This window comes from Acidithrix ferrooxidans (assembly GCF_000949295.1).
GTDB lineage: Bacteria > Actinomycetota > Acidimicrobiia > Acidimicrobiales > Acidimicrobiaceae > Acidithrix > Acidithrix ferrooxidans.
In genome coordinates this window covers 1-13,491 of the sequence record NZ_JXYS01000103.1, presented here as the reverse complement: position 1 = coordinate 13,491, position 13,491 = coordinate 1, and the positions used below count along the sequence as shown (strand labels likewise).

Genomic DNA, 13,491 nt, shown 5'->3' with positions numbered 1-13,491 from the left:
CCAAGTTCCTAGCCACACAAGAAACGCTACGACGCTGGGCTCCAACAGCATAAGTTGCCCATCTAGCCGCCCGATCACTTAGGCGAAGACGACCTTGTGGGTATTTGAAATTGAGCTATTTTTGGATCATCATCACTAAAAGACGGTTGGGGGCAGATGTTTGTTTGCACATCGCCATCTGTGCTTAGACCAAAAAAGAATAACCTTGCGACCAAAAGACGGTAGGTCTACAACCTCAACAACTCTGAGGCCATTATGGTGAACTTTGCCTTCACAAGTTGGACATTGCTTTTGTGAATTAGAACACTCAATGTGAACATGGAGCGGTTCACCAAGATTATCTTCAACGCCTATCAAATTAATATCAACTAAACCAACCAAGATTTTAGAAATTGCTTTATGATCTTTTTCCACAGGGGCTCTCCATTGTGAGTTTTGTCAAATCCCATTCTGGCAGAACCCCTGTACCACCTCCAAAGCGACTTTATAAAAATGGAACTTTAACCTCTAGCCACCGTTAAATCCGAAGTGCCAGTTAACCGTCCTGAGTTGATCAATAGCTCCCTGGGTGGTTATGGTTTTGTTGGAGCGGATGTCTCGTCTCCATTCGATCCTTATTATGATCATTCGCTCACTCGCCAACAGGATATTCCACAAGCGAAGCATCTTCTGAAGGCGGCTGGCTACCCGGAACTAGCTGTCACTCTAGTTACTTCACCGATAGCGCTCGCGACCGTTCAGATGGCAGAGGTTTTTGCACAACAGGCCTCAGCCGCTGGCATTAAAGTGAAACTAAACGATGTTAATTCGACGACTTTCTTCGGTCCGAACTATCTGTCTTGGACATTTTCTCAGGACTATTATGCCTATACACCTTATCTTGCTCAGGTTGCAGCATCCCTTGCAAAGAACTCACCCTTTAACGAGACACATTGGACCAACGCTCATTATAACTCCCTTTACCAGCAGGCAAATGCTGAAGTGAATACTCAGAAGAGGAAGGCGATCGCTCAGGAGATGATGCTGATCGATTTTAACGAAGGCGGGTATATTATCCCTTGCTTCACAGACGTCAACGACGCTTTCAACGCTAAGCTCGCTGGCTTCCAAACTTCGGTCCTTGGGATTCCACTTAATAATTTTGACTTCGAGCAGATATATTGGGCCAAGTAGCGCTTAATCTCGCTGTATTTTATTGAGCATAAGCTTCGAAGACCATCCAGTGGGTCTGCGTCAATTTGACGCAGACCCACTGGATGGGGAATAAATGTTATGAAAAGGGTAGGAAATCATGGTTGATGAAGTAATGAAGCTTCCCAAGATAGGACTATGGACGGCGGCGCTTGATTACGTGCCGACTAGTCAGGCTCAGACTTATGCAGCTGAGCTGGAAGAACTCGGTTATGGATCGATTTGGCTTCCAGAAGTAGCTGGTCGTGAGGTGTTTGTTCACTTAGCGCTCCTTCTCTCGCAGACTAAACACTTGGTAGGTGCTACGGGAATAGCTAATATATGGGCTCGTGACGCCGTCTCGATGACCGCATCGACCAAGAGCTTGACTGAGGCGTTTCCGGAACGCGTCGTTGTGGGACTGGGTGTGAGCCACCGTACTTTAGTGGAAGATCTTCGGGGTCATTCATACGAGACTCCTTTGGTTGCTATGAGCAAATATTTAGATGCAATGAAGGCAGCACCCTTCACTGCGTCGCGTCCGACAACTCCGTCAAGAGTTGTTTTAGCAGCACTTGGTCCTAAAATGATTGCTCTTGCGGCTGAGAAGACCGATGGTATCTTGACCTATTTTGTGCCACCAGAGCACACCGCTGAAGCTAAGTCGGTGATGGGGAATAGAGGTACACTCTGCGTGGAACAGGCGGTACTACTAGAGAGTGATCCCATTCGTGCGCGCGAAATTGGCAGAGCACATACAGCTATTTACATAGGCCTTCCCAACTATCAGAACAATTTCAAGCGAATGGGCTTTGGCGCTGATGACTTTGAAAATGGAGGTAGCGATCGTTTGGTTGATACTGTAGTTGCTTGGGGAAGTGAAGAACAGATCATGGACCGAGTAAAAGCTCACTTCGATGCCGGTGCTGATCATGTCTGTGTTCAGATGCTCGCGCCAGGTCGCAGGGACGTGCCCCATGAAGCTTGGAGGGCACTGGCACCAAGTTTGATGGACCTTGCTTCATCTGTAGCCAAGGGCTAATGCTGCATTTAGTGTCGTTGATTAGTGAGGTTTTTTATCCAGTGAGCTGGATGTATTTTGAAGGGAAGCAAATTTGAAAGAGTCGAAAGTCGCACTAGATCGTTCGGTTTTGGGCCAAGTCGCTACACAGCAGTTTCTTGGAGTTGATTTGGAACGAATGCGCTACCAAAGATATGAAAGACTCCAATCCGAAATGGTCAAGCGTGATATTGGCGCATTGGTATTGACAGATTTAGTTAATGTTCGTTACGCTACGGGAATGGCTGTCTCGCCATTGTGGAACGCGTCGCACCTATCGAGCTACGTATTGATTCCTGTAACTGGAGAACCGGTTGTTTATGGATATCCGCAGGCACTTTACCGTGGCAATGTTTTTTGGAAAGACGTGCGGCCGGCGAGGCATTGGCAGTACAGATTTTCAGGTAGATCCGCGGAAGAAGTGGCTTCAGAGGCCGTTGAGGATCTTTTGTCAACCTTGCGAGAAAGAGGGTTGCATGGCGAAAGAGTCGGAGTCGATCGACTCGATGCCTATGGTTTTTTTGCGCTGACTTCTGCTGGGGTGAAGATATGCGACGCCGACGAAGTGACACAGGCTTCAAGAAAGATCAAGACGTGGGACGAGATTGAACTTTTGAAGCAATCAGTAGCGGTAGGTGAGGCATCTCTTTATCAGCTTGAGCAAGCCATTCGTCCCGGAATCTCCGAGAATGAACTACTCGCCGTCATGTGGGCGGAGATGTTGCGATTAGGCGGCGAGTATTCTTCCACGCGCTTAGTGGCGTCAGGAAGTCGGACAAATCCGTGGTTCCAAGAGGCCTCTAGTAAATTGGTGCGACCTGGCGACCTAGTGGCCGTCGATACAGACATGATTGGTCCCGAGGGTTATGCCTGTGATATATCTCGAACGTTCCTGTGTGGAAGTCGTCCGACTGCCGATCAGAAGGAAGCCTATCGTGTTGCGGTTGACTTTATCTCCGGAGTTGCAGCGGCTCTTCGCCCAGGATTGGGTTATAGAGAACTCCTAAGAGGTGTTCAGTTGCCGCCCGAACCATATCGACAACAGGCTTATTCTGCGGTGGTTCACAGCCTTGGCATGGAAGATGAGAGTCCATATGTTGGCCTCGCAGATCTCAATGGTGACGGACCTGACGAAGAGTTTGAACCTAATATGGTTCTTTGCGTAGAGTGCTATGCGGGCGTCCCGGGAAGACAAGATGGGGTAAAGCTGGAAGACGAATACCTGATCACATCCGATGGAGCCGTGCGGATCTCTCAATATCCCTTACATGATCTTCTCGATGTTTGATATGTTCCCCCAGGAGCGTCGGCTCAGCTGCTTAGTTAATTTGCTAGCTGAGCCCATGACGCACTTTGTAGACATAGGGCGATAGATATGGAGAAAGGCCAGCCAGCATTGCATATTCAATACTCCGAGATTGAAACTCGTTTAACGAAGCCAGGAAGCTGCTTTGAAGTAATGGTTGAGGATATCGACGGTCAGCCTATGAGAAGTTGGAAGTACGCGCAACCATCTTTGCGATCCGTACTTGAGTCAACCCAGGCCTACGGAGATCGGACCTTTCTCGAGTTAGATGGCCTTCAGATGTCGTATGATTCCCACTTAGTTGCGGCTACGGCTTTTGGATGCTCACTCTTTGAGGACTTCGATATTGGTATCGGAGACAGGGTTGCTATCGCCATGCGGAATTGTCCCGAATGGAGCGTGGCCTTCTTTGGAGCCGCTGCAGTTGGTGCAGTGATCGTGTCGCTGAATGCATGGTGGACTGGAGAAGAGCTGCTTTATGGAATAGCTGATGCCGGAGTAAAGGTGCTGGTAGTCGATAGGGAGCGTTGGAATCGACTGATGCCAGAGATCGATCGCTTGAGAACCATCGGTGTTGAGCGTATTTTTTTGGTCGATCCAGACGCCCAGTCCGAGGTAGACCAATCTGATATAGAGATATTGGCGGACTTCAACGTCTTCCTAGAGCGGCCAGATCAGGATTCGCACAGCCAGCCGCTATCGCTTCCCGCAATTGATCTATCGTCTCAAGATCTCGCGACTATCTTTTACACCTCCGGTACTACTAGTCGTCCTAAAGGTGTGCTTGGAACGCATGGAAATATCTGCTCTAACATGATGACCAGGCAGTTCGCTCGAGCAGTTCGTCGTGAGGCACTTTCAGGTGCAAGTGAAACTGGTGTGGATGTGGACGGAGACGTCTATCTTTTGACCGCACCGCTCTTTCATGCAATGGGATGTCACTCTGCATTGCTGGGAACGATTGCTTGCGGAGGAACGCTCTTGCTGATGCACAAATGGGATGCAGATAAAGCCTTGACCTTAATAGAATCGCGCCATGTGACCACTTTCGGCGGAGCGCCTACGATGATACGCCAAATTATAGATGCGCTTGAAAATAGGCAGGCGGATCTAGGGAGCTTACGTGAACTTCTCGTTGGAGGCGCGCCTTTGTCTCGGGCACTCGTATCACATACTAAAGATGCACTGCCTGACGTTGTCTTAGAGAACGGGTATGGTATGACCGAGGCGTCTTCGACTATCTCGTTTATCTCGGGCTCTGATTGCGAGAACAACCCAGAAAGTGTTGGTCCTCCGATACCAGTTTCTGATGTGAAAGTTATTGGACCCGATGGATCTGATTTGCCATGGGGCGAATCAGGAGAATTGTGTATTCGCGGACCAGGAGTTGCATTGGGCTATTGGCGTGAACCGAAGGCGACCGAAGCTGTATTCGGTGGTGGATGGTTGCGAACAGGTGATATTGCCGTTATCGATAAGAATGGCCGAATCAACTTGATAGATCGTGTCAAAGACGTGATTATTCGAGGTGGAGAGAATATTTCATCGGTGGAGGTCGAGGGAAGGCTTCTCGAGCACCCCTCGGTCTTGGACGCCGCCGTCATCGCTGTTCCGGATCTGGTATTAGGTGAGCGAGTGGGTGCTATCGTCGTACTTCGCCAGTCAATGGACGCAACTGGGGACGAATTGAGTCAGTTTCTTTCAGAACGTATGGCGAGGTTTAAGGTTCCGGACCGCTATTGGTTCCGCGAAGGTGAACTCCCGAGGGGGCAATCGGGAAAGATTCTAAAGCGCTCACTTCGAGATGAACTTGGCCTAGACGATCTCTAGGTGCCTAACGGGGTCCAAGGTCAGGATAAAGTTCGAATGATTGCTTGAAATAGCTCGAAAAGTTAGAAATAAGGGGGTTGACTTTGGCTTTAGTTGAGGAAATAGATAATAAACAAGATCGAGTGTCCGTAAAGGCGACTTCTTGGATGAGCGATCATCCTATGGTGGCTCTACTTCTGAGACGAGGTGGAATTGGAATAGTTACCTTGGTGATTGTCTCGATAATTGTATTTGCGGCTACAGAGGTACTTCCGGGTAACGCTGCATATGCAGTTTTGGGACATACTGCGACACCGGCAAGGCTGCACGCCATGGAAGTTCAACTTCATCTGAATCGAAGTTTAGTTGCTCAATATTGGTCCTGGTTTTCTGGGATGCTTACTGGTCACCTCGGGACGTCTTTAGCAAATGGTCAAGGCGTCTGGCAACAAGTCGAACCTCGCCTAATCAACTCTGGAGTCCTAGTATTGCTTTCGGGAATCATCGGAGTCTTCCTCGGAATGCTCCTTGGTGCCATTGCTGCGCTACGGCGAGACGGTTGGTTCGATCATGTGTCATCTGTAATCCTGTTGGGTATAACTTCGCTTCCCGAATTCGTAGTCGCAATCGCGATGATCATCCTCTTTGCTACTGTGGTTACCCACCTCTTTCCCGCGGTGTCCATAATCCCACCTGGTACATATGCATGGAGTGCCCCGAAACTCCTCGTGCTTCCGGTGCTGACGCTTGTGATAGTAATAATTCCTTATATCATGCGAATGACAAGGGGAGCCATGGTCGAAGCTCTAGAGTCTGAATACGTCCAGTTGGCACGTCTAGAAGGTATCAAGAGTTGGAAGATAGTGATAGTTCACGCTCTCCCAAACGCGATCGCTCCGACCATACAGGTAATTGGGTTAACGGTTCTATATCTAGCTGGAGGAATCGTCATAGTAGAGGATATCTTCAATTTTCCCGGCGTTGGACAAGGTCTCGTAAGCGCCGTGGCGAATCGTGATATTCCAGTGATTCAGTTCATGGTCTTCATCCTTGCTGCATTATACGTAATTGTAAACATATTGACGGATGTAGTTGCTCTGCTCGCAACTCCTAGACGCAGGTTGGTGCACTGATGGCGACGGTAAATCACGGGTCAAATAGCCGTATTGCCAGATTTAGGCGCTCTCAATGGATTGAATTAGTAGTTCGGGCAGCCCATACGCGGCGTGGAAAAATCGGATTGATCATATCTGGAATAGTGGCAGTTATTGCTTTTCTGGGGCCACTTGTGGCACCACACTCTTCACTTAGTTTCATCGGAATTCCGTTTTCTCCAGCTTCGGCCTCTATGCCGCTTGGGGGAGATATCTTAGGGCGGGACGTTTTATCTCGCGTTCTTGACGGCGGATGGTTACTTTTATTGATGGCTCTGGGGGCGACAGCCTTTGGTATCGTTCTTGGAGGAGTCGCGGGTATGGCCGCTGCCTATCTCCGAGGTCGATCCGACAGCATTATCATGCGTACAGTCGACGTGATGCTTGCATTTCCAGCACTTGTCTTCGTGCTCTTGCTAGTCAGTCTTGTGGGCCCTAAACTTTGGTTGATTATGATGGCAGTTGGCCTTGTCCATGCGCCAGCGGTGGCTCGTGTTCTCCGCTCTGCTACGTTGGATGTTTCGGAGCGCGACTATGTCCGTGCTGTAGAACTCCAAGGCGTGAAGTCATGGAAGATCATGCGCCAAGAGATTTTGCCTAACCTTGTGAGCCCATTGATGGTTGAAATAGGTTTGCGGTTAACATATTCGATAGTTATTATGGCTGGACTTGCATTTTTAGGCTTTGGACAACCACCTCCATCTCCTAATTGGGGATATATGATCCAGGAAAATCGCATCGGTCTTAGTGCAAATTCTTTAGCGGTAATAGCTCCAGCGGCACTTATCGCGCTATTTACCATAGGAACCAATACCTTTACAGACGCAGTTGCTCGGGTTGCAATTGGTCTTGAACGCAGTAGCGGATCATCAGAGGATGAAGTTCAAGCATCCGATGTCCGCCTTGGAACAGGGGTGAACTAGTCGTGACAATCATGGAGGGTGCAAATCGACTTGAGGTTAGAGATCTGCAGGTGCGGTTGGTGGGTCGTCCTGGAGACGTAGTCGATCAGATCTCATTTTCCGTGAGGGCGGGGGAGATCTTCGGTTTGGTTGGTGAGTCGGGGTCGGGTAAAACTACCCTAGCACTGGCACTTTTGGGGTATACGCGACGAGGACTTAAGATTACTCGGGGAAGTATTTATCTAGATGGAAAGGATATTTTAGCACTCGATGCTGCTGGCCTGCGAGAAGTTAGGGGTTCTAAGATCGCTTATGTTCCCCAGGATCCTTCAGCATCATTGAATCCAGCATTAAGGATTGGTCACCAGATTCGCGAACTACTTAGTGCCCATCCCGAGGTTACAGATAACGTCGAAGGACGAATGGTAGAGGTCCTAAGGGAAGTCAATCTTGATCCGGATTCCGGGATACTTCGGCGTTTTCCACATCAGCTATCAGGTGGTCAGCAACAACGTGTTGCGCTAGCAATGGCGTTCGCCTGTAGGTCCTCGGTGATCGTCTTAGACGAACCGACTACTGGTCTTGATGTTACAACCCAGAGGCACGTTCTGGAGACGGTGAAGACTTTGTGTGCTGCATACGGGGTAGCCGCTATATATGTAAGTCATGACCTTGCTGTCGTTGGTGGTCTTGTTAGCCACGTGGGAGTCATGTATGCAGGTCGCTTGGTAGAAGTCGGCCAGACCGAGGGGGTATTTGCGTCGCCTATGCACCCCTATAGTCAGGGACTGCTAGGTGCAATTCCATCGCCTGATCGAGCCGAAGTGCTTTGGGGTATTCCAGGTCAGCCGCCTCGACCTGGAAGTCGCCCTGTTGGATGTTCGTTTGCCGCTCGATGCCCAGAAGCAATAGAACTCTGCTTAAGGGAAGACCCGCTACCGATTGAGATCGGAGAACGCCAAGTTAGATGTATCCGCGTGACGGATAGAAAGTCGTTCTCTGTTCGTGTTCGAAATTCAAGGGCGCAGATTATTCCATCGTCAGAGCCACCTCTTTTGGAAGTTCGTGCGTTATCGACGGCTTATGGTCAAACTAAAGTGCTACACGGGGTAGATCTGAATGTTCCGAACGAGTCCTGCACTGCAATAGTTGGTGAATCAGGATCGGGTAAGACTACGCTCGCTCGTTGTGTGGTTGGGCTACATGGTAGTTTTGATGGATCGATTCTCTTTGATGGAGATGAGATGAACAAGAGTGCTCGACGACGTAACTCAAGTCAACTTCAGCGGATCCAATATGTCTTTCAGAATCCGTACACTTCTCTCAATCCTCGCAAGACTATAAGTCAAATTCTTTCTCAACCATTAGAACATTTTATGAGATTGACCAGTTCGGACCGAGCGGAGCGAATTTCTCGGGTTTTGGACGAAGTTTCCTTGGGTTCAGCAGTTGGTAGACGCTTCCCCGATGAGCTGTCTGGCGGGGAACGTCAAAGGGTAGCCATAGCACGCGCAATTATAGTGGAGCCACGACTTCTTGTGTGTGACGAGGTTACCTCTGCGCTAGACGTGAGCGTTCAGGCTGTCATAGTGGAACTACTCAGAAGGTTGCAGAAGGAGCGGCAGTTGTCAATGCTCTTTATAACGCATAATTTAGCTCTGGTTCGAAGTATTGCACAAAACGTGGTAGTTGTTTCTCATGGTCGAGTAGTCGAAGCCGGAACTGTCCAAGACGTCCTGGAACGACCCCAAGATCCATACACCATTCGTTTGATGCAGGATATTCCAAAACTAAATAGCGTTGCCTCGGCTTTGCCTCAGAGCAGCTCGTAATTAATTGATTCGCTACTCTTGTGAGTTTTTTTATTCATAATTTAGGTAGATGAAGGAAATCATTGTGCCTTTCAAAAGGCTTACCCGTTTACCCATGGTAAGGCGAGCGCAGTTGCGTAAGAAGATCAACCAGAATCAATCTGGAAGGTGGTCTCGCTTTAACTGACCTTGGCGTTCAATGACTTCAGACTCCTTTGGGGAGCTGTCGCAAGCTTCACTATACGTTCGCCGAGCCGTCAGCGAACGTATAGGGAAGCACTTTTCACATGTTCGTGATCGGCCCGTTGAAATTCAATTACGGTTCGCGAATGCGCTGTCCCGTCGAAGGTTCCAACAAGTGAATCAGATAGTGACCTGCTTCTACGATCGACATCAGCTAGACGTACCCCAAGGTCACTAAGACACCGTCAAGATTTATGCTTTGTGAGCGGATATCTGCGAGGAGGCCTCCAATGCGGAACTTTTGAATTTAGCGTTCAACCGAGTTGATTCAGGAATCCTAAATAGTGTTGTTGCGTCCACTGAATGAAGATTTAACAGCTCGCTAAGCTCGGCGAAAGACTTATCCAAAAGATCTGGCCGTGCTGTCAATTTGGCGAGATCTTTTAGTTGGAGACTGAGTCGCTGATAGACTTCCTCGAGGTCCAGTAAATTAGTCGAAATTTTTGGAACACACCGCCCTTGGCGCTTTGACGCCAGGCTTCCGAAAGGTCTCGTGCTTTCTTCACAGCAACGAAAAGTTCGTTTGGTGAGGGCCTAGATCCAATCCAAAAACTCAACGCCTGCCTTCGGGCCTGTCGATAGGAGCTATTGGTAATTTTTGCAATAGAACTGGCGATGCCATTCGCTTCGCCCGGTGCAAGCTTGCTTGTAATCTGCGCAAGTGGAAGTTCGAATATTTCCTTTTCAAAGAGGTCAAGGGTAATCTTTGTATCTCTAAAGAGTTGAAGGATGGCTCCCCATGCCGCTACACCGTTCGGCCTACTTGGACCATAGCCATCGGCTGACCTTGAGAAAGTTTCAAATGCAGATACCAGCGTATCGGTGTTGAGCGTTGTAAGTACATCAAGGACTTTCGAAGCGGCTTCGGGAGGCGTAATTGTGGCGTCAACGAAAGCCGTGCCCCAAGGGCTGCTTTGGGGCGAAAGTGTCAATTCATCCAAACCAATAAAACTTTCTAAATCCGCTCGAGCATTTCTAAGTGAATCTCCGCTCAGACGTGCAAGTGCGTCGCCTCGAAGCCGAACCATTGAGGTTACTGAATCTGATAAGGCCATGAGCCGTGACTGGGTTTCGTAAATGCTCAGACCCCATGGTTCGCGACTCTTATGTAGTGCGTTGGTAACTTCTATTAGAGTGCGTCTATGTCGGGTTAGATTTTCATGTGCATCAGCCATATCCGGACGGGCAATAGACGAGGCAGAGGTAAGGATTTGGAGATATTCTCGGCTCGCTTACGTCTCGACCCCGCTCCTTTATGGATGTCAAGCACCAAATCTTCAAGTCCTACGCTCTATAGACGATCTACTACCGCGTCGATTGCAGCGCGTCTTTCAGCTATGAAAAGGATTTTTCTACCCCGAGCAGCCAAAGAGGCTATAAGGTTTGGTATCGTTTTTGATTTTCCGGTGCTCGGCGGTCCGTCAATGACCTAGTCCGCTCCTCCGACGACTGCATTGATGACATAGGATTGACTAGCGTCAGCGTCAAGAACTAGAAATTCATCTTGGGGTGGTTGTCGATCGGGGTCAGGGAGCGTTACCTTTGGATGTCGACCTCGGAGAGACTCTAGCGAGTTTGAGTCGCCAGCGAGGGAAGAAATAAGGTCTGATGCGACTAAGGCATCAAGTGAACTCTCGAGGTCGAGGACCATGGGAAGCTTGGCATAGGAGAAATTGCCAATCACGATGCGGGGTTTTATGGCGAATCCCGCAATTTCGACACACGCCTTTGAAAGCCCTTCAAATAAAGGATTGGAGTCGATCGAATCGGAGTTGTCTTCGTTTACATTTAGCAGATCGATAGAGGCAGTATCTATTTTGTATTCAGTCTTAAGCATGTGCAAAAGCGAAGGGTTGATCTTCCATTCTTCTGCTTGTTCCACTTCAAAGTCATCCTCAATACTGTTCTTAGGCTTTAGAGCGACTCGCCGTAACAACACCGGCGCCGCCAGAGTTGCTTCGCTATTGGGGTTGTTCCAAGTGGCCATTTCCCAAGCTAGGTATAAGGTCTGGAGTCCCTTTTCTTGAAAGTTCTCGCTTGCTTTAGCGTTGATGGTGCGCACGCGGCGAGCCGCTATTTGGCGTGCCGTATCACCAAACCAATTCGAAAGCATTACTTTTTTCCCACAAGAAGAGCTTCGATAGCAGTTTCATTTTCGATCGACACCGGTTCAAGCGTCAAGGTTCCCTGCTTCGGATCGCGGTAATAGAGCAAATTATTTCTGCCGACAAGGTCTACAAGCTCATTGATCCAACCCCTCGATGCCTTCGCAACGAGTTCGATGCGCTTATTAGTAGATTCAGGTGGTGTCTTGACCGTTGCGTTCAATTCGCTAAAAAAAATCTCCACTCGCATTTAGGGCCGATTCGCAACAGAATATGCGAAATAAGATGCTTTTGTTTGAAGATCATTTAGGTTCGCACATTTCTCGAGGTAGACCGGCAAATTCAGCTTCCCTCAAATATCCTAAATCATAAAGAATGGATGAAGATATTCTTGGTTCACAGAATAGGGTCCCCGATAAATGGGCTTGTGAATTGGAGAGCAGAGTCATTCGACTTGCGAGGCGATCTCTTTCAAAATATTGTCAAAACCCACTTGCAAGAGCTAGTGGGTTTCAGCCGTGCTACCATTTCCTCGATTTATAAAACTGAGGTTACCCAGATTTAGTAGACACTGATTTTTGGAAGGCTAGCTCCCCAAACTAGTATGGCGCGACTAAAAGTAATATCCTGGCGGCCCTTAGCAGCCGATTGCCGATTTTCTGACTTCTAATGTCAATTTGGGCCAGTGTTGCGTCTGTATCTAGGAGCTTTTGATAGTTTCTCCAGGCGATAATACGCCAGTACAGAATCGTGTACATTGCTGGCCGATAATACAGGAACTGGAATCGGCGCTTTAGGAAGTCCAAACGCGTATTTTGCTCGGTAAACGAGCCAATTATCTGTTTGCCGCTTCTCATTAGTAATTTATCAATTCTAACCAAGTCGCCCAACAGGTTTTCGGCGACGGAATTATTCATGACTTTTGATAAGACGTAAGGTAGATCATTGTTAATGTGGGCATTCGCTCCGAGTAACAGAGATATGATAGCCGGGTAAGGCCGTCCCTTGATAGTATTCATCATGGACCATGAGACCCTCAAAGTTTCACTATTATCGAAAGTTTCATTAATTGCCTTGAAGTAATACCCGGCAAAGACGACGATGAATTCCTCGATAAGCTTCGGATCATACTTATCAAGTTTCGTAAGTTTCGCCTCCACCGAGACCAGATTGGAGCTAATCTTTAGTAGAACAGATGTTCGATAAAGGAGGCATGGTGGATATCTCAGGCTTTATGGTACGCTTCGCTTCAGAGGAAGCATGTGAAGATCATTTGATCAAATTGCGGTGGAAAGAGGGATTTAGATGCCCAAAGTGTGACTCTGACCAGTTTACCTTAATCAGGCCAAACCATCGAAGAAATGCAGCATCTCGAGCTCCACTTTTTCAATGTAAATCTTGTCACCGTCAAACTAGCGTTACCTCCGGGACTATCTTTCATCGAAGCCATATCTCTTTATCCAAGTGGTTCTCCGCTATCTATCTATTGTCCAACGACAAGCGTGGTCTTTCGGCTACTACCATTGCTAAATTCGTTCAAGTATCTTATTCGACTGGCTGGTTGATGCTAAATAAGCTACGAAAAGCAATGGCTGACCGAAATGGTTTATATAAACTTGGAGGAAACGTCCAGGTAGATGAGTTCTTTTTAGGTAGTGAGAGCCATGGCGAAGGCTAAAGAGGAAAGGGAACAAAACAAACCAATGTCCTAATTGGAGTGTCGATTAGCAATGGTGCTCCTACTCATTGCTTCATGGAAGTAATCAAAGATACCACTGCTAAATCATTCAAAGATGTTTTTGTGAGACGTTTAGATTCCGATACCAAGNTGATAAGTGATGGTAACCCAAATGTTACGGGGTATGTGCTCGAGACCTTGGACTAGCGCATTCGATCACTCTATCCCAAAGACGAACAAGCACATGTAACAT

General features: G+C 48.2%; 13 protein-coding genes and 1 pseudogene. 8 read left to right on the top strand and 6 right to left on the bottom strand.

What is annotated here, in order from left to right; genetic code table 11:
* Positions 1–135: 135 nt before the first annotated feature.
* Entirely contained in the window at positions 136–414 is a 279-nt protein-coding gene (locus AXFE_RS15245; RefSeq protein WP_052606812.1) for a transposase family protein, read from the bottom strand.
* Positions 415–528: 114 nt separating this feature from the next.
* On the opposite strand from AXFE_RS15245, the gene AXFE_RS15240 reads away from it, so the two are divergent.
* From AXFE_RS15240 to AXFE_RS15210, 7 genes are all read left to right on the top strand, one after another.
* Positions 529–1,173, top strand: a complete 645-nt coding sequence (locus AXFE_RS15240; protein ID WP_052606811.1) for an ABC transporter substrate-binding protein — start codon at positions 529–531, stop codon at positions 1,171–1,173.
* 118 nt (positions 1,174–1,291) lie between these two features.
* A complete protein-coding gene (locus AXFE_RS15235) occupies positions 1,292–2,212 on the top strand; it encodes a TIGR03620 family F420-dependent LLM class oxidoreductase (protein WP_052606810.1) in 921 nt (306 codons plus the stop codon).
* Between the two features lie 73 nt (positions 2,213–2,285).
* Positions 2,286–3,518 carry a M24 family metallopeptidase gene (locus AXFE_RS15230; protein ID WP_052606809.1) on the top strand — a complete coding sequence of 411 codons (1,233 nt, stop codon included), beginning with the start codon at positions 2,286–2,288 and terminating at the stop codon, positions 3,516–3,518.
* Positions 3,519–3,605: 87 nt separating this feature from the next.
* The gene (locus tag AXFE_RS15225) at positions 3,606–5,366 is read left to right on the top strand and encodes a class I adenylate-forming enzyme family protein (RefSeq protein ID WP_052606808.1); all 1,761 of its coding nucleotides are present in this window, start codon (positions 3,606–3,608) and stop codon (positions 5,364–5,366) included.
* Positions 5,367–5,512: 146 nt separating this feature from the next.
* Positions 5,513–6,478 (top strand): ABC transporter permease, encoded by a 966-nt coding sequence (locus AXFE_RS15220; protein ID WP_152626141.1) that lies wholly within the window; start codon positions 5,513–5,515, stop codon positions 6,476–6,478.
* A complete protein-coding gene (locus tag AXFE_RS15215) occupies positions 6,478–7,422 on the top strand; it encodes an ABC transporter permease (protein ID WP_052606806.1) in 945 nt (314 codons plus the stop codon). Before AXFE_RS15220 ends, AXFE_RS15215 begins: the two co-directional genes overlap by 1 nt.
* An 11-nt stretch (positions 7,423–7,433) precedes the next feature.
* Positions 7,434–9,233 carry a dipeptide ABC transporter ATP-binding protein gene (locus tag AXFE_RS15210; RefSeq protein WP_052606813.1) on the top strand — a complete coding sequence of 600 codons (1,800 nt, stop codon included), beginning with the start codon at positions 7,434–7,436 and terminating at the stop codon, positions 9,231–9,233.
* A 605-nt stretch (positions 9,234–9,838) separates the two neighbouring features.
* On the opposite strand, the gene AXFE_RS15205 is transcribed toward AXFE_RS15210, so the two are convergent.
* The 5 genes from AXFE_RS15205 to AXFE_RS15180 all read right to left on the bottom strand — a co-directional run bounded on the left by AXFE_RS15205 (position 9,839) and on the right by AXFE_RS15180 (position 12,720).
* Positions 9,839–10,630 carry a hypothetical protein gene (locus AXFE_RS15205; RefSeq protein ID WP_152626140.1) on the bottom strand — a complete coding sequence of 264 codons (792 nt, stop codon included), beginning with the start codon at positions 10,628–10,630 and terminating at the stop codon, positions 9,839–9,841.
* A gap of 116 nt (positions 10,631–10,746) precedes the next feature.
* Positions 10,747–10,881 (bottom strand): AAA domain-containing protein, encoded by a 135-nt coding sequence (locus AXFE_RS21650; RefSeq protein WP_152626142.1) that lies wholly within the window; start codon positions 10,879–10,881, stop codon positions 10,747–10,749.
* Positions 10,882–10,884: 3 nt separating this feature from the next.
* The gene (locus AXFE_RS15195) at positions 10,885–11,568 is read right to left on the bottom strand and encodes a DUF4011 domain-containing protein (RefSeq protein WP_052606803.1); all 684 of its coding nucleotides are present in this window, start codon (positions 11,566–11,568) and stop codon (positions 10,885–10,887) included.
* Positions 11,568–11,810: a hypothetical protein gene (locus tag AXFE_RS15190; protein WP_052606802.1), complete on the bottom strand. Its 243-nt coding sequence runs from the start codon at positions 11,808–11,810 to the stop codon at positions 11,568–11,570. The genes AXFE_RS15195 and AXFE_RS15190 overlap by 1 nt, the downstream gene beginning before the upstream one ends.
* Before the next feature lie 349 nt (positions 11,811–12,159).
* Positions 12,160–12,720 (bottom strand): DUF5995 family protein, encoded by a 561-nt coding sequence (locus AXFE_RS15180; protein ID WP_052606800.1) that lies wholly within the window; start codon positions 12,718–12,720, stop codon positions 12,160–12,162.
* 56 nt (positions 12,721–12,776) lie between these two features.
* On the opposite strand from AXFE_RS15180, the pseudogene AXFE_RS19545 reads away from it, so the two are divergent.
* A pseudogene (locus AXFE_RS19545) lies at positions 12,777–13,491 on the top strand (IS1595-like element ISAxf1 family transposase); the annotation flags it as partial.

What these genes read in the sequence shown, in the direction of transcription:
- AXFE_RS15190 (WP_052606802.1), bottom strand. Translation starts at nt 11,810, where the DNA reads ATGCGAGTGGAGATTTTTTTTAGCGAATTGAACGCAACGGTCAAGACA.
- AXFE_RS15205 (WP_152626140.1), bottom strand. Translation starts at nt 10,630, where the DNA reads ATGGCTGATGCACATGAAAATCTAACCCGACATAGACGCACTCTAATA.
- AXFE_RS15225 (WP_052606808.1), top strand. Translation starts at nt 3,606, where the DNA reads ATGGAGAAAGGCCAGCCAGCATTGCATATTCAATACTCCGAGATTGAA.
- AXFE_RS15210 (WP_052606813.1), top strand. Translation starts at nt 7,434, where the DNA reads ATGGAGGGTGCAAATCGACTTGAGGTTAGAGATCTGCAGGTGCGGTTG.
- AXFE_RS15235 (WP_052606810.1), top strand. Translation starts at nt 1,292, where the DNA reads ATGGTTGATGAAGTAATGAAGCTTCCCAAGATAGGACTATGGACGGCG.
- AXFE_RS15220 (WP_152626141.1), top strand. Translation starts at nt 5,513, where the DNA reads ATGAGCGATCATCCTATGGTGGCTCTACTTCTGAGACGAGGTGGAATT.
- AXFE_RS15215 (WP_052606806.1), top strand. Translation starts at nt 6,478, where the DNA reads ATGGCGACGGTAAATCACGGGTCAAATAGCCGTATTGCCAGATTTAGG.
- AXFE_RS15195 (WP_052606803.1), bottom strand. Translation starts at nt 11,568, where the DNA reads ATGCTTTCGAATTGGTTTGGTGATACGGCACGCCAAATAGCGGCTCGC.